Here is a 16,214-nt window from a genome sequence, read left to right on the forward strand (position 1 = left end):
TAGATGAGAAAACGATGATCGAGATCGCCATTCCTCCCCAAAATCAGGCGCTCCTGATGCATCTCTACCTAAAACCTAGCGTTCGAAGCAGGCGGCAAACTGAGGAAAACATACACAATTTCGGCTAGCGTACGATTTCGCACTAATCTTGTTCTGGCCCCTTAATGGAACGCTTGCTTGCTCGACGGCACCCTCCAGCATCACCACGCAAGCGATCTTCCAGACCCCATCGACCCTTTGCAGAATCTTAAGTTCGCGCTTCAGATCCTCGGCGCCATCGAGATCAATCTGATCAGCTTCGGGCCGACTGGGCCTGGATGGCGGCCCGGATTGGTGTCGTCGCCGGCGCATTCCTGTTGGCGCTGGTGCCGCGCTTCCTGCCGTTTTCGGCTGACGCCCGTGTTGCCGCGCTTGTCATGGGTGGTGATCGCATCAAGGCGGCCAGCGCCATCATGAATTCCGTCGATCCTGTTATCGTCAAGAAGATGAATTGGGGTGCCCAGTTTTACGATGCCGGCGGCGGGGAGATTACGGCGTGCCTGGAGAAGGCCAAGCAGACCGGCAAGGATCAGAAATGCACCGTGCCAGCACCGGAGAAGGCCCCATGATTGGAGCAGGACCGGCCGAGCGGCGGATTTACGCGCTGGCTGCAAAGCATGGCATTGTTGCCGAGCGTCTGCCGCTCGATGATTGGGCCGACAAGGTGACGGAGCTGGCCGGCGATGCGGTCACACATGATCCCGTCGAGGACTTGGTTGTGATCTTGCAGCGGAGAGGTGTCGTCACGGATCGGGAGGCGGCGAGTTTGTATGGCGACTATCTGGACGAGGTTGCACCCGCACAGCGGGCGTGATCCAAACCTTGGGATTTTTGCGAGAAGCGCCGAGGTAATGAAGTACCGTTCAGGCGGTGCAGCTACATCAACTCCGACAAATAGCCGTGCTACAATGAAAAGAGCCGGGATATTGCCCGGCTCTCGAAATCTCACTGAGTTCTGATTACCATGTCAAGTAAGTGAACTTGCTGCCATTTTGGTCTATTGCCGCAAATTTTCCCGTCGCTTTGTCGTACATGACACCGTCTCTCATTTCCGTATACTGTTCAAAGACCTGACGAACAGCAGATTTGCTGTCAAGTGCCACATGATGATGCGCGCTGCCATCGCTGTAGTATTCCGTTGTTCTCACCGCTTCCGTCTTAAAACCAAGGTCGGCAAAATCGGTTTCCTCTATGGTTCCGTTCTCATAAGCAGCCAGCATTGTCCTGTTTCGCAGCGTAGACTGGTCGCCTTTTAGAACGTCGATCGTACGTTGCCTGTGACCCTCGTCAGTATTTACCTTGAAATTACCGACAAACGTTTCAGTGCGCTCACCATTACCGTGGTCGGTCCTCGTGTACGTCCCTTTAACTTCATGAAGCGGCTGGCCCCCATCAAATTCATTGAGGATGCGGCCCTGATCATTTGCAAGGTCTATTACCTCGACTTCAACCTTCTTGCCGCCTGCACCAGCAGCATCCTGCTTCATCCGGGAGGCGATTTCGATGATATTGCCGATAGCGTTGCCGGCCTTGAATACGTCGTCTGTATGGCCTGTCGCGTCCGCGAGAATCTTGGATGCTGCTGAGGAGGAACCCGTTGACGCGGCCCCTGATGTTCCAAACAACAAGGCAACTGAACTGGTGGAAATGTTACTGACTGATGAGACCATGACGCCGGCTCCAGTGAGAATAGACTATCCCCCGGCTCATTCGGGACCCTCAACCACAGGTTAGCATCATGCCTTTGCGCAGCTTAGACCGCACACCCTTAAAATTTGGTTAATCACAACCTGATGGGATGTAGAATGTCCTCTATTATATTTAAGGGTGTCCAATGGTGAGATGCGTGTGGATTTTCTCACGCAAGAGCGCAAAGATGCGGCCGCACGAATAGCGTGTATTGATCTTGGGGGTACTCATGAGGAAATTTGTTAAATCACTTTCTTTGGCATCGGCTGCTTTGCTCGGCTCAATCGCCTTGGCGAATGCTGCCGATCTCACCGTCAACGTCACGACCGGCCCCACAAACAACGCGACGTCCGGCACAACGTGGAGCATCGACTATCGCACGTGCACGGGCTGCACGTCTTCCACCGCGCTGTCGATTCCGAAGAACTCGACCAGAACCAACACCGCCGAGGCTACAACCGGCGCAACCGAAATGATTTACACATTCAGTTACTATAATTATTTCGACACTTCTTGGCAGAAGAAAGGGTGCGATTTTACCATCACTCTGGCGCTGGATGGCGCAGGTAATGTACTCAGTGTTGCCGATTATGATGCAATAAAGAAGACCGGAAAATCAGTTTGCAACGGGCCTGCTCCTAGCATTAATGCCGGACAGGTGACATGGAACGTTTACGTAAATGCGAGCTAAGCATTTTTCATTGATGGAGGGCGCTTTCGAGCGCCCCTTTGTCTTCCGGTGAAAATTCATCTGATCGTCATTCAATCCGTTGTAGATGCCCGGCAAGTTTGGGTCACCTCTGAAGTACAATAGCGTCGCCTTTGTTAAGGCCTCCTAATACTTCGATTCCTGCAGGAAACGTCCCACCGAGCAGCACAGGTACCATCAGCGTTTCCCCGTTTCGCTTCACTTTGACATGAGGCCCCGATCCCGTTTTCAGGATCGCGGCAGGCGGCACGACCAATGCCGAGCTGTTCGTATAGGTCTCGATCGTCATCCGTGCTGACATGCCAATCCGGATCGTCTGGCGCAATGCCTCATCCTCAATCGTAAACGATCCCCGCACTTCAAACGATGGTGCTCCACCAGGCCGCGTCCCAGCGGCTTCAGCGCTGACGCTCACGACCCGGCCGGCAAGTGTCTTGCCGGGAAACGCATCACTGGCGATGGTCATGGTCTGGCCGATCTTGACCCGGCTGACGTCAATCTCGTCGACTGCCCCCGTTACGGTAAAGCTGCTGGTATCGGCAATGGAGAACAGGGCGGTTCCCCTTGTGATACTGGCTCCCGGCTCCGTCGATTGCGGGCTTTCCCCACTATCCTTCGTCGGCGGTCGTGTCAGGATCCCGGCAATAGCCGTTGCCACCTTCGCACCGGCCATCTGCTGTTTCAGATCGTTGAGACGGCTTTGCGTATTGTCGAGCTCCAGCATGACCAGCTGGCGGTTATCGTCATTGCCGCGTTCCAGCGCTGTCGTAACGTCGTCTTCGGCTCCGGCGACTGTATTGCGCTGCGCATCACGCTGCTGCACCACGCCGTCATACTCGTTGCGCGAGACAATCCCCTGGTCCAGAAGCGCTTTCAATTCGACCAACTGCCGTTCAGATGCCGCCAGCGAGGTCTTCGCCGCTTCAAGAGACCGCCGGGCGCGCAACACTTCCGGGCTATTCTCCCATTTCTTTATCGTATCCGCTGCCATCGCTGCTTTGATGTAGGCCGATTGCGCATCACGGTAGCGGCTGACGATTTCACTGGTGTCCATTACCACCAGAACATCGCCGACACTGACGTGCTCCCCGAGCTGTGCCCGCTTTTCCCTGATAACGCCATCGAACGGCGCGACGATCGCCACCGACTTGCCCGCCGCGACCGTGCCGGCAATATCGAGCTGCTGCAACACCGCTTGTGGTTCGAGGGTGAAGGTTTGTTCCTGGGGCGCTCCGGTTACAGATGCACGCGCCGGCATTCTATCGCTCGACTGCCAGAACCACGCACCAGCGCCGAGTGCGACGATCGCTGCCCCGGCCGTCAGCGCCGCCCACAGCCTTGCCCTGTGCTGCCGTCCGGAAAGTCCAGCTAACGGCGCGCCTTCATTTGCAGAGGGCTCCATTGCTGGTTCTGGTTGTCGATCACTCGCTGTCTTCGTCATAGGTTCAATCTTTCAGGGCAATCTTCCATGTGTCCAGCGTCGTTCCCAATTGGAGGTCGAGCCGGGTCAGCGCGTTCATGTAGCCGATGCGGGCGACGAGAAGCTGGTTCTCCGCATTCCTTAAAGAATCTTCCAGCGATCGCACCTGGAATGTGCTGGAACGGCCAGCATTGAGCTTCAGCTTTTCGATCTCGATGGCGCGGGTTGCCAGATCGCGGGATTTCTCTGCAATGGCTAGTTGTTGCCATAGAAGATCTACTTCGGCAGCGCTGCCACGGATCTGCATTTCCACGCCGGCGCGAATATCGGCCAGTTGCAGTTCGGCGCTGCGATAGCTGGTGTCAGCCTGCACGAACTGCTGCTGCCGGGAAATGTCGTTGATCGGGAACCTGAACCGTACACCGCCGACAATATCAGCGACATTTTGTGTCGAAACCCCGCTTGTGAACTCGCCGCCGAACCGGCCACGCGCGAACAGGGAAATATCCCAAAGCTGTTCGTTCTTTGCCACGACAAGGCCGAGACGGCTCTGCTCGATCACATAGAGTTGCCCCTGATAATCCTGCCGTTGGTCGAGTGCGACAGCAAGCAACCGGGCGATCTTTGTATCCACCCTGCGTGGTGTGAGCGATTCCGTGGCGACGATCCTTGTCGAGAGATCGAGACCAAGCAGATTTAGGAGCGTCAGACGGGCAGTCTCGATCTGCTGCCGTGCCTGAAGCGTACGTAGCTTCTGGCTCTCCACATCTGCTTCCGTCTGGACGGCATCCATCGACGCCATGCGACCGGAGGCTATCAGCGCGGTGTTGATCGTCAGAATGTCTTCGCCACGGCTGACAGCATCCTCCGCCAGTTTCAGTTCCTCTTGTGCGAGCAGGAGATCACGGTGGGCAAAAATTATGGATCCGATCGCTTCGGACACAGTTGCACGCAATCGCAGCCGGTTGATTTTCTCACCGAGGCGGGCCTGTTGCACCGGAGCCATGTTGACCTCGACACCTGCACCACGCAGCAGGGGTTGCTCGACGGTGATCTCCGCTGCGGATGTCAGGGTGCGGCCGCCATCATCAAGCGTGGCCGAATTGTTCCATGCGAAATCGAAGGTTGCGCCGGTCTTTGCCAGCATCGTTACGCCCGGAGAAATATCGACGGTTGTACTGGTGACGTTGCCGATACGTTGGCGGGCGATCTCTCCTGACACTGTAAACTGAGGGGTAAAGCGGTCTTCCGCTACACGCAGATCGAATTTTTGGGTGATCCGGTCGATATAGGCGCTCTTGATGGCGCGGTTGTCGCGAAGGCCGATGAATACGGCATCAGCAAGCGTCAATCGTGTGCCGGTCAGTGTCGTGCGCTTCGTGGCGGGTTGTCTTGTGACCGACTCCGGCACGTAGTCCGGGCGCGGGATCGGTACCGGGATTTTCGTCTGTGCGATTGCTGCCGATGTTGACATCAACAGTCCGAACAGGATGGCCGGGAGCGTGTGAACAAGTTTCATCATTCGCTCCTCAAAGCCGCAACCGGATCGAGGCGAGCGGCGCGTGTCGCCGGATAGATGCCGAAAAATAGGCCGACCACCAGCGCCATGCCCGCACCGAGCGGCAAAGCAAGCGGAGCTGGCTCGAACTGCCAGCCCGAGCCTCCGGCGAATATCCAGCCTGCCAGATAGCCGAGGGCCGTTCCGACTGCGCTGCCGATCGTGGCAAGGATCAGCGTTTCGCAAAGGAACATGAGGCGAATATCCTTGCGCCTGGCGCCGATTGCCAGACGCAACCCGATTTCCTGCCGACGCTCCAGAACGCTCATCAGCATGACATTCATGATACCGACGCCGCCCACCACAAGCGAGACCGCGCCAATGCCGAGAAGGAGAGTCGCATAAATCTTCATCTGTTCGCTGATGCTGGCTATCAGCTGCCGGGCTGTTGTCACTTCCATGCTCCCGCCGGCCAGCCGCTTGGCAAAGTGGTCCCTGATCGCTTCGGCCACCTTAATATCGTCTGTCCCGGGAGAGAGGCGGGCGCCAATGTTACTGATGGTCGGCTTCTCTGTAATCCGGCGCGCAGCGGCGAAGGGAACGATGACCGAGCGGTTGAAATCGACATTTAGGATGAGATTCGACGGCGTATCCTTCATAATCCCGATCACCGTCAGCATCTGGTTGCCGAAGGTGATGCGATCACCAATGGCAACAGGCCTTCCGTTTTCTGCCTGAATAGTGGCGGCAATCTCCGATCCCAGCACGGCGAACGGCGCGAAACCGTCCAGATCGGACGTTGCACGGCCCAGCTCCATGCCGGCATTGCCGAGCACATACACCTTGTCCGTCGAGGAGATAATCGTCGCCTGGATCGAGGCGCGGCCGGCCCGGATATTTCCCCCTGACTGAATCATCGCTGCGACGGAGGACAGGCCGATGTTCTGATCTGGGAGATCGAGAACGTCTTCGACCGCAACTTGAGGCGACATGTTCTGCCCCGTGCCCCGTTGCGGCTGCATCATCACAAGATCAGTGCCAAGCGTTTCGAACTGCATCAGCGCCTCGCGTCTGGCATTGTGACCGACATGCAGCATGGCAATCACCGCCGCCGTGCCGATCACGATACCGATAAGGGCGAGCAGGCTCTTTCCCTTCACAGCGTTGAGGTTCTCGAAGACCTCGCGCACGATTTCCTTGCTCGCTCCGACGCTATGAGCTGTCATGCGACCTCGATGCCGCGCAGTGGCGCCGTGCTGTCATCAAAGACCTGGCCGTCACGCATGACGATCCGGCGCGGGCAACGGGCAGCAATCGTCGGATCATGCGTCACGATCATGACCGTCAAACCGAACTCGGCATTGAGCGCGAGGAACAGGGACATGATTTCGTCAGCTGTCTGGCTGTCGAGATTGCCAGTCGGTTCGTCGGCCAGCAGCAGCGAGGGGTTCCCGATCAGTGCCCGGGCAATTGCCACACGCTGACGCTGGCCCCCTGACAGTTCACCCGGTCGGTGCGACGCCCGGTCCCAGAGGCCTACCTTGCGCAACGCGCGGGCTGCAATGGCCCGTCTTTCTGCTTTCCCGACACCTCGATAGACCAGAGGCAAAGCCACGTTATCAAGGGCTGTATAGTGTGGAAGGAGGTGGAAAGACTGGAACACAAAACCGATGATCTTGCTGCGCAACGCCGCAGCGGCATCCGCCGAGAGTTTTTCAACCGGTATGTTGTCGATCTGGATGCTTCCATGAGAGGGGCGGTCGAGCAGGCCGATCAGGTTCATCAGTGTCGTCTTGCCGGAACCGGATGCGCCCGTCAGCGCGCAGAATTCGCCACGGGCCACGTGCAGCGTCACATTGCGCAGAACCGGGACTACGCTTTTTCCCTCTCCATAGATTTTTCCTAGTCCCTCAATGGCAAGCATGACGTCCCTTTGCTGCAATCTCCCCTTCCCTCCGCTACTCAACGATGCGATGTTACAAGTCAGGGTGGAAGGTGCCAAGCTGGGAATGCTGCTTAAACGGGCGGCCCCCATCTGTTTGAGTCATCATCTGGAGAGAAGTTTTGAGCGTCAACAACAACTATAGTCTTTATTCATTGCTCACGCGAAAGGACACAGACGAAAAACATCTGTTCTCGAGGAAAAGAAACGACGAAGGCAAATGTGTTGGCCCGCAAAAGTCCATATGCGAGAAAATGAATTCGGCAGACAGTGGCGGGACGATTTTTTCGTGCTTGCCGGAGGATGATGCCCGTACCACCTGCGCCGACCGAGGCCGTAGCGTATGTGGCATTTGCGTCAGCCATCTCTACGCATCATATCCCTGACGGAGATTGATCAGGTCTCGTAGGGTGTTATGCGTCAAATGTGGGTAGCGTCTCAATGTCTATCTCCTCGGAGAGAAGACGGACATTAATCTCATCCGCGACTGACAGGCACTCATTGATCGCGACCGTGATTTTCGCAAGGTTCTGCTCAATCTCCCGGTTAAGCAGGACTTTTTCAAGGGCTGTACCATCATCCGGCGAGAGTAGTCGGACCTTCTGAACAAGAACGTTCCGGTTCTCAATAGTCTGGGCGTACAGCGTCTGTAGACGGTCCCGCTGAGAGCGGCGGTGCAAAATTAGTCCACGGTAGCGGCGGGATAGTCCCGCCTCGGGCGGCGTAAAAGTCGGCCACGGGGTCTGAGTAGCAACGGAACAGAAAACCTACATAAGGCACGTTGAGCTTGCAGAAATGGGGCGGTGGGAGTTTACAGGCCATAGATTTCTGCATGAGTATTTGTGAAATTCGACGGCCATTCCGGGATTTTTGCGATCAGCTTGCCAGCGTCCCATCAAACCGATGGTTTGTTGGAGAAGAGGTCAGGCCGATAGGAACCGACCCCAATTGGCCCCTTTGAGATGGATGAAAAAGCGTGGAGCAAATTCCCATAACATCACTGGAGGAGTTGCGCGGCCTGTATCCCGAAATTGACGACGCCTGCTTCAAGGCAGCCACCCTGCTTCTGTCAGCCGACATATCCCGCCCATGCAAGATGGAACGTGGTTATTTTCCGACCATCCTTGTAATTTGGCCGGATATCCATATTGAGGTCAGCGAAGTTGACTACGAGTATTATGACGTTGAGCGTGGAAAGGCGGATATCCGCCACTATCCGCACGCAGATGGCACCAAAGTGGCTGATGAACTTCTGGATCTAATTCGTGACAATGAGGCCAAGCATGACGGATTAGCCATATAACGGCAGCGGTGTACTCTCCTTCGTCGAAGAGGGGCGAAGCTTCATTCTTAAGCATTTGCCTTGGCGTCCAGCGGGAAAGGGGTCGGAACAAGGTTTGTTCCCGCAGACACGCTAAGGCAGCACGAAGCATGAACGTGTACCGCCGACTGGCGAGAACTTTCCACTTACATCGTCCCCACGCGGTAGTTTCGCCGTAAATCGGTCATGATCGGTAACGAGCTTCGGTATTTTGGGGACCGAACCGTTATGTCGAAAGCATTGAAGAAGATTTCAATCAGTTTGTTAATTCTGGCTGCCGTCGTTTCATTAACGATATTCCTTCTCAACACCAATCTTCTCGCTGCACGGCCCGACGGCGAACCTATCCTCCTTGCACACCGCGGGATCGCGCCTCGGTATGATATGACGGACGTCAAATCTGACACCTGCACAGCGACACGGATGCTGCCTTCAGGTGACGTTTTCATCGAGAACACAATCGCTTCCATGAAAGCCAGCTTCGAGGCCGGCGCGGACGCCGTCGAGTTCGACATACATCCGACCACGGACGGCGAATTTGCGGTATTTCACGATTGGACCCTGGATTGCCGAACAGACGGCAATGGCGTGACGCGCGAGCATTCGATGACAGATCTTCGGAAGCTCGATGTCGGATATGGCTACACTGCGGATGGCGGAAAGACGTTCCCCTTTAGAGGCAAGGGAATAGGCTTGATGCCAACGCTGAAAGAGGTGTTGGAGACCTTCCCAGGCAAACGCTTTCTCGTGAACATCAAGAGCAACGATCCGAAGGAAGGGGAGCTTTTCGCTTCCTATCTCAAGGCATTTCCCAAAAAGATGATCGACAAACTCTTTGTCTATGGCGGCGAACGGCCGGTGGCTAAGCTGAAGGCACTGATGCCTGATTTGAAGACAACGACCAGAGTGTCCGCGATGGCTTGCCTGAAGGATTACACGCGATGGGGATGGACCAGCATAGTGCCGACACCCTGCAGAAACGGTGTCGTCTACATTCCGATCAATATGGCACCCGACATGTGGGGGTGGCCTTATCGCCTACTTGACCGGTTCAGAGGCGCTGGCAGTGAGGTGTTCATTATCGGGGCCTATCATGGCGGAAACTATTCCAACGGCGTCGATACGATTGCCGACCTCAAGTCACTTCCCGCCGACTGGTCTGGCGTGGTCATGACAAATGAACTGGAACTGCTCGCACCAGCTATGGGACGTAAGTAAAAGCGCCCGATCAAGCAGCGCGAAGAATTCGGTTTGGAAGCCGCAGCGGCCTGAAGCCTTCGGGCATCTGCTGCTCGGTGTCCCATGAATAGATGCCAGTGAGATTAATATGCTCCCAAGCGAGCGGCGAGACGTGCTTCAACAATTCGTCAGGAATATGCCGCCCTTTCTGCCGAAGATGCGTCGTGGCCCGGCTGAGATAGACGATGTTCCAATAGACTATAGCGCTGACCACCAGGTTGAGTCCGGAAGCTCTGAGTGCCTGGCTGTCAAAGGACCGATCACGGATTTCGCCGCGCTCGTGGAAAAAGACGGCGCGCTTCAACTTGTGCGCAGCTTCACCCTTATTGAGGCCTGCTTGGCAGCGTCGGCGCAGTGCCGGGCTGGAGTACCATTCGATCATGAACAACGTTCGCTCGATGCGCCCGAGTTCACGGAGTGCTCTAGCCAGCTCGCTGGATTTCGACGAGGCGGACAGTCGCTTGAGAATTGCCGACGGCGCGACTGTGCGGGTAGAGATCGAGGCGGCAAGCCGCAGAAGCTCGTCCCAGTGTTCCATGATGAGCGTGGTGTTGATCGGCGCGCCGATATGATTCGCCAATGTTGGATAAGAATCGGCCTTCTCGAAGGTGTGGAATTTTCTGTCCTTGATATTGCGGAGGCGTGGCGCGAAGCGCTTGCCGATCAGGCAGAACAGCGCAAAGACATGATCGCTCGCCCCGCCGGTATCGGTGAACAACTCCTCGATCTCCAGAATCGTGTCGTGGTCAAACAGGCCGTCTAGCACATATACGGCCTCGCTTTCGGTCGGACTGATCGGCAGGATACTGTAATAGCCGTATTGGTCGGAAAGCCCGCTGTAGAATTTCGTGCCGGGCTCGCTGCCATAGTGGAGATTGATATCGCCGCGTCTGGCGGCCCGGTCGCTGGCGCGGAAGAACTGCCCGTCGGACGACGCGTTGGTTCCATCGCCCCAGATTTGCGAATGAGGATGACGGGTGTGGGCATCGGTCACGGCCGCCTGCGCGGCCCGGTAGGTTTCCGAGCGGGCGTGGAAGCCGCGCATCCAGCCGATCTGATGGGCGCTGATCCCCTTGGATGCTCCCGCCATGCGTTTCGGGCCGAGATTGGTGCCATCGGCAAGCACGCCGGCCAGCATAGCAGCGATGTTTTGCGGCACATCGCCCGTCCGGACATGGGTGAACTGGTCGGCAAAACCGGTCCATTCATGTACTTCCCGCAGGAGATCGGGCACCTCGACCAGAGGATACATTTCCGTGATTTCGGTATTGAGGGCTTCCGCAGCCGCCGGTACATCGCTGGCAAGCGGCGTCACGATCAACGTGCCATTCTCCATCTTCACACCATCGAGCTTCCCGAAACGGGCGCGCCATGCCAACTGTTTGAGGTTGGCATCCATCATCTGCCGGACATCGGAGAGCCAGGCCGCGCAGTCAGCCTGAACGCCGAGCCCGAGTTGATCTTGCTCCTTCAGGGCGACAAAAGCCGGCTTCGACATCAGATGTTCGTCGATCGGCCGGAACGACCGGCTGCCTTCAACCCAGATATCCCCCGAACGCAGCCGGTCGCGCAAATGGGTGAGCGTGGCAATTTCGTAAAGCCGCCGATCGGGCTTTCCATCCTCAAAAATCAGCTTCTTCTCGTTGGCGCCGAGATGTCCGACCGGGACACGATCCGGCAGAACACGACGCCCTTCTACATAAAGCGTTTTCAGCGTTGTGACCGCAGCAAGCAGCGGATCGTGCCGGCGGCGCGAATGGAACGTGAATGTCTGAAGGAAAGCACCAGCAAACTTTCGGATATTCCCATGCTGCTCTGCCGCCAGCACCAGCGGCGCAGCGTCAGCGCTTCCCACCATCGCTTCAAGGCCCGGTTTGATCTGAAGCAGTCTATGCTAGCCAACATGCCGATTGACTGCGGCAAGCGCATCTTCATCGGTATCATTGGCGGCCTGCAAGGCGACGATGGTGTCGAGGAAGAGCCGCAGAGCTTTGGATGTTTCAATGCGCGCGTTTATGTACCGCTGATTTTTGCGGTTATTCGCTTGCGAGAATAGCCGCCCCATCAGCTTGATGAACATCATCACCGCATCGTCGGTGAGCTTCTGACCGAGCTTCATGACCTGCGCCGCGATCGTCGCGCGCCGACGGCTGGCGCTGAAGTCTCAGGCAAGCCAGGCGGGCGTGGCATCACCCTCGCGGATCATCTGGTGCCATCGTCCGGAGGAAACGCGCGCCTGTAAACGGGGATCGATGCCCAGCGAACGCAGGAACGCGATGCGTTCCGTCAATCCCACTAGGTTGTTCGCGCCCGGTGCATCGGGAGCAGAGCGCAGCCAGTGAAAGCGCGTTTGTCCGATCGATGGATCGACCGCCAACAAAGCATCAAGCGCTTCGCGTTTTTCCAGATCAAGATCCGAGAGCAATGCGCTCTCGGCACGACGACGGGCAAGAGCACGAGCAGCAATGCCAATCTTCTCGATAGAATGTTGGGAAGGCAGCAGCGCTTTCCGGTCTCGAAAAGAGTTTATGACCGCAGTGGCGATCGGCAACCCTTTATCTCCGGACACAGCCGCTTCGGCCGCTGCCAGCAACGCTGCACGACGATCATTCCGGTCTGCCATGTGGAGGCCGAGATAATCAGCAAGGTATCTGCTATGGTCGAAATGGGTCTGAGCACGGCGGGCATAGATGGAATAGGCTCGTGGCTCTACGCTGAGCTGAGCGGCAACATGATCGACTATGGTTGAAGGCGGTTGTTCATCCTCGCGAAGAAGTCTTCCAGTTTGTCGCATGACGCAGAGCTGGATGGCGAAACCCAATCTGTTGTGAGCCCGCCGTCGCAACTGGCATTCAAGATGGTCGCTGACATCCAGTGTGTAGTGGCGGATCAGGCCGTCCTCATCTGTTGCCAGGCCCAGAAGGGTTTTCGCTTCTCCCGCGCTGATTAGTTTCCTTCTGCCCATATTCCCAATCCCACACGCTTGCTCATTTATTACAACCAGTCACGTCTCCTGTCCGAAAACGAGCGATTGCGTACAGGGGCAAAACACCCTGTCCACAAATTATCTTGACATGATTTCGAACACAGGGAATATTTCGGAAAGCCTATTCGGACGAGATTGAACCCATGCCACGCACCTTCGCCTATGTCCGCGTCTCGACAACCGGCCAGACCACCGAAAACCAAGTTCACGAAATTGAAGCAGCCGGCTTCCAGGTCGAGCCTCGCCGCATCGTCACCGAAACGGTTTCCGGCAGCACCGCCATTGCGCAGCGTCGAGGGTTCTCCCGGCTTATGGACAAGCTAGAGGCCGGAGACATTCTAATCGTGACCAAGCTCGACCGCCTCGGCCGCGACGCCATCGATGTCAGTTCAACGGTGAAGGCGCTCGCTGAAATCGGGGTGAGGGTCTATTGCCTCGCGCTTGGTGGTGCCGATCTCACCAGCTCGGCCGGCACAATGACCATGAATGTGGTCAATGCCGTCGCTCAGTTCGAGCGCGACCTCCTGATCGAGCGGACGCAATCCGGCCTCAAGCGCGCCAAGTCGGAAGGTAAAGTCCTCGGCCGACCATCGACGCTCAGCGAAAAACAGAAGCAGGATGTGCGAGACGATCTCGGGACTGGCATGAGCGTTTCGGCTATAGCAAGGAAGTTCGCGACAAGCCGACAGACCGTCATGCGTGTCCGCGATGAGGGTTCACTCTCCGTTCGGCCTTAGCGTGTCTGCGGGAACAGTTCTTGTTCCGACCCCAAGATGGAGCAGATCGTCCCAATGATCGAGGATCAGATTGGCATTGATCGGCGCCCCGATGTGGTTCGACAGCGCCGGATATGCATCACCCTTCTCGAACGGATGGAACTTCCGATCTTTGAGATTACGCAGTCTTGGTGAGAACCGCTTTCCAGGCGAACAGCCCGAACATATGATCACTGGCACCGCCTGTGTCGGTAAAGTGTTCATGGATGTCGAGGACAGTGTCCTGATCGAATAGCCCATCGAGCACATAGGCCGCCTCGCTCTCGGTGGGACTGATGGGCAAAATGCTGAAGTAGCCGTATTGATCTGACAGTTGGCTATAGAATTTCGATCCGGGCTCGCTACCGTAATGCAAATTGATGTCGCCGCGCTTTGCAGCCCGGTCGCTCGCACGGAAGAATTGGCCATCGGACGATGACGTTGTGCCATTGCCCCAAAGGCGCGAATGCGGATGCTGGGTGTGGGCATCGGTGATGCACGCTTGAGCCGTGCGGTATGTCTCCGATCGCGCGTGGAATGTGCGCATCCACCCAATCTGGTGAGCGCTAATCCCTTTGGAAGCGCCCGCCATTCGTTTGGGGCCAAGGTTCGTAGCATCGGCCAGTACACCAGCGAGCATTGCAGAGACATTTTTTGGTACGTCGCCGGTGCGAACATGCGTGAACTGATCCGCAAAGCCGGTCTATTCATGCACTTCCCTTAACAGATCGGGAACCTCGACCAACGGATACATATCGCTGATCTCGGCATTCAGTGCCTCGGCGGCCGCAGGGATTTCGCTGGCGGTTGGTGTGATGATCAACGTTCCGGCCTCAAGACGAACTCCTTCGAGCTTTCCGGATCGTGCCCTGTGCGCCAGACGCTGCAGGTTGAAGTCGAGCATCTGACGCGCTTCGGCAAGCCACTGCGCGCCATCAGCTTGGACACCTAATCCGAGACGATCCTCCTCCTTCAACGTGATGAATGTTGTTCGCGGCATCAAATGCTCGTCAATGGGCCGGAAAGATCGGCTGCCGTCGACCCATATCTCCGCAGATCGAAGCCGGTCTCGCAAAGCAGCGAGCGTTGCGATCTCGTAGAGTCGGCGATCAGGTTTTTCTCGTTCGAAGATGAGCCGCCGGTCAGTTTGGCTAAGGTGGGTGAGCGGGACGCGATCAGGGAGCGTCCGTCGCTTCTCGGCATGAAGCCGTTTAAGCAGCGCAATTGCCGCTAGAAGTGGATCGTGGCGAAGCGCCGAGCGGAACGTGAATGCCTGAAGGAATGCACCAGTGTATTTGTGGACGGTCGCATATTGCTCGGCTGCTACGATCAACGACGGCGCCTCGTTGTCGTCGACCATCGACTCGAGCTCAGGCTTCATCCGAAGCAGTCGATCCCAGCCGACTCTTTGGTCGAGAACATCCATTGCATTCCGACCATTGTTGTTGGCGGACTGCAGCGCGGTGATCGTATCGAGAAACATGCGCAGCGCTTTGGCGGTGTTCGCTCTGCAGTCCATCTGCCGCTGCTTCTTTCGGTTGTTGGCTTGCGAGAACAACTTACCCATCAGCTTGATGAACATCGTCACCGCATCGTCCATGAGCTTCTGACAAAGCTTGATGACTTGAGCCACAATCAGAGCGTGGCGACGGCTGGCATTGAAGTCGTTGGCAAGCCAGGCCGGGGTTGCGTTACCCTCCCGGATCATCTGGCCCCACCGTCCTGCTGATATGCGCGCCTGTAACGTCGGATCGATCTCCAGCTGCCGCAGAAAGGCTATCCGCTCTGTCAGCCCGACCAGATTCGACGCACCTGGCGCTTCTGGCGCCGAGCGTAGCCAATGGAAGCGCGTCTGGCCGATCGACGGGTCCACTTCTAACAGCCGGTCCAATGATCGGAGCGTATCGAGCGGGATCTCTTTAATCAGAGTTGTCTCTGCCCAACGGCGGGCTATCGCACGGCCGGCAAGGCCAATCCGTTCGATCGTGTCGATCGCCGGTAGAAGAGCGCCGCGTTCACGAAACGTGACGACAATCGAACTGACTATCGCAGCACCGTCGTCGGACGTCGCCGCCGCCTGAATTGCAGACAATAGCGCGGCGCGGCGATCTTGCAGCGTCGCGCTTCTCGTATCCAGATACATCATTAGCCGTGCTGTGTGATCCCGACGGGTTTCTTCACGGCGTGCATAGAGCGAAAATGCTTCCGGGGCGGCGCCGATCTGATCAGCAACATATTTAAGCATGGCGCGTGGCGGAATTTCTTCTGCCCCCAGCACTCGACCCGGGTATCGCATCAGACATAACTGAATGGCAAAGCCAAGCCGGTTGTGATTACGTCTGCGCAGTTCGATCTCCAGGCGATCGGCCGGTGACAATGAGTAGTGTCGGATTAAGCTGTCCTCGTCGACAGGGATATCGACAAGCTTTCGACGATCTTGATCTTTGAGAAGCTTGCGCTTTGCCATAGCCCGAATCCATTCATAACCAATCTGCGCTTAGCGTTGTCGAGTCGGGCCGGACACAGAAATCAAAACCAGCGAATATCGATGGCAATCCACAGAGATCCAATGCCCAAGATCTAATCTACGGCATTGTTCATGCTTCGTTCGGCCTT

General features: G+C 56.7%; 11 protein-coding genes and 2 pseudogenes. 6 read left to right on the plus strand and 7 right to left on the minus strand.

Features of this window, described 5'->3' with window-relative positions:
• Window positions 1–317: 317 nt before the first annotated feature.
• Both FB593_RS26925 and FB593_RS26930 read left to right on the plus strand, forming a co-directional pair.
• Window positions 318–608, plus strand: a complete 291-nt coding sequence (locus tag FB593_RS26925; protein WP_186448003.1) for a DUF6118 family protein — start codon at window positions 318–320, stop codon at window positions 606–608.
• Entirely contained in the window at window positions 605–853 is a 249-nt protein-coding gene (locus FB593_RS26930) for a hypothetical protein (protein WP_145167583.1), read from the plus strand. The genes FB593_RS26925 and FB593_RS26930 overlap by 4 nt, the downstream gene beginning before the upstream one ends.
• 145 nt (window positions 854–998) lie before the next feature.
• Here FB593_RS26930 and FB593_RS26935 read toward each other — a convergent pair whose 3' ends face one another.
• Window positions 999–1,709: a hypothetical protein gene (locus tag FB593_RS26935; RefSeq protein WP_145167585.1), complete on the minus strand. Its 711-nt coding sequence runs from the start codon at window positions 1,707–1,709 to the stop codon at window positions 999–1,001.
• A gap of 248 nt (window positions 1,710–1,957) precedes the next feature.
• Between FB593_RS26935 and FB593_RS26940 the strand changes: the two genes are divergently transcribed.
• A complete protein-coding gene (locus FB593_RS26940) occupies window positions 1,958–2,419 on the plus strand; it encodes a hypothetical protein (protein ID WP_145167587.1) in 462 nt (153 codons plus the stop codon).
• A gap of 103 nt (window positions 2,420–2,522) precedes the next feature.
• Here FB593_RS26940 and FB593_RS26945 read toward each other — a convergent pair whose 3' ends face one another.
• Genes FB593_RS26945 through FB593_RS26960 form a run of 4 tightly spaced genes read right to left on the minus strand, consistent with a single transcriptional unit; the run spans window position 2,523 to window position 7,297 of the window.
• Complete coding sequence (locus FB593_RS26945) at window positions 2,523–3,878, minus strand: efflux RND transporter periplasmic adaptor subunit (RefSeq protein ID WP_145167589.1); 1,356 nt, start codon at window positions 3,876–3,878, stop codon at window positions 2,523–2,525.
• 4 nt (window positions 3,879–3,882) lie between these two features.
• Window positions 3,883–5,376: a TolC family protein gene (locus tag FB593_RS26950; protein WP_210246055.1), complete on the minus strand. Its 1,494-nt coding sequence runs from the start codon at window positions 5,374–5,376 to the stop codon at window positions 3,883–3,885.
• Entirely contained in the window at window positions 5,376–6,581 is a 1,206-nt protein-coding gene (locus FB593_RS26955; RefSeq protein ID WP_145167593.1) for an ABC transporter permease, read from the minus strand. Before FB593_RS26955 ends, FB593_RS26950 begins: the two co-directional genes overlap by 1 nt.
• Complete coding sequence (locus tag FB593_RS26960; RefSeq protein ID WP_321186351.1) at window positions 6,578–7,297, minus strand: ABC transporter ATP-binding protein; 720 nt, start codon at window positions 7,295–7,297, stop codon at window positions 6,578–6,580. Before FB593_RS26960 ends, FB593_RS26955 begins: the two co-directional genes overlap by 4 nt.
• A 976-nt stretch (window positions 7,298–8,273) precedes the next feature.
• On the opposite strand from FB593_RS26960, the gene FB593_RS26970 reads away from it, so the two are divergent.
• Together FB593_RS26970 and FB593_RS26975 are read left to right on the plus strand one after the other, a co-directional pair.
• Entirely contained in the window at window positions 8,274–8,600 is a 327-nt protein-coding gene (locus tag FB593_RS26970; RefSeq protein ID WP_145167597.1) for a hypothetical protein, read from the plus strand.
• A gap of 246 nt (window positions 8,601–8,846) precedes the next feature.
• Window positions 8,847–9,836, plus strand: coding sequence for a glycerophosphodiester phosphodiesterase family protein (locus FB593_RS26975; protein ID WP_145167599.1), 990 nt, complete (start codon window positions 8,847–8,849; stop codon window positions 9,834–9,836).
• A gap of 10 nt (window positions 9,837–9,846) precedes the next feature.
• Here FB593_RS26975 and FB593_RS26980 read toward each other — a convergent pair.
• Window positions 9,847–12,822, minus strand: a pseudogene (locus FB593_RS26980) (Tn3 family transposase).
• 164 nt (window positions 12,823–12,986) lie between these two features.
• Here FB593_RS26980 and FB593_RS26985 point away from each other — a divergent pair.
• Entirely contained in the window at window positions 12,987–13,580 is a 594-nt protein-coding gene (locus FB593_RS26985; protein WP_145167601.1) for a recombinase family protein, read from the plus strand.
• Here the strand turns inward: FB593_RS26985 and FB593_RS26990 are convergent.
• Window positions 13,578–16,065: pseudogene (locus tag FB593_RS26990) on the minus strand (Tn3 family transposase); the annotation flags it as partial. The gene FB593_RS26985 and the pseudogene FB593_RS26990 sit on opposite strands and share 3 nt — an antisense overlap.
• Window positions 16,066–16,214 lie beyond the last annotated feature (149 nt).

It is taken from the genome of Rhizobium sp. SJZ105 (assembly GCF_007828365.1).
Classification (GTDB): Bacteria; Pseudomonadota; Alphaproteobacteria; order Rhizobiales; family Rhizobiaceae; genus Agrobacterium; species Agrobacterium tumefaciens.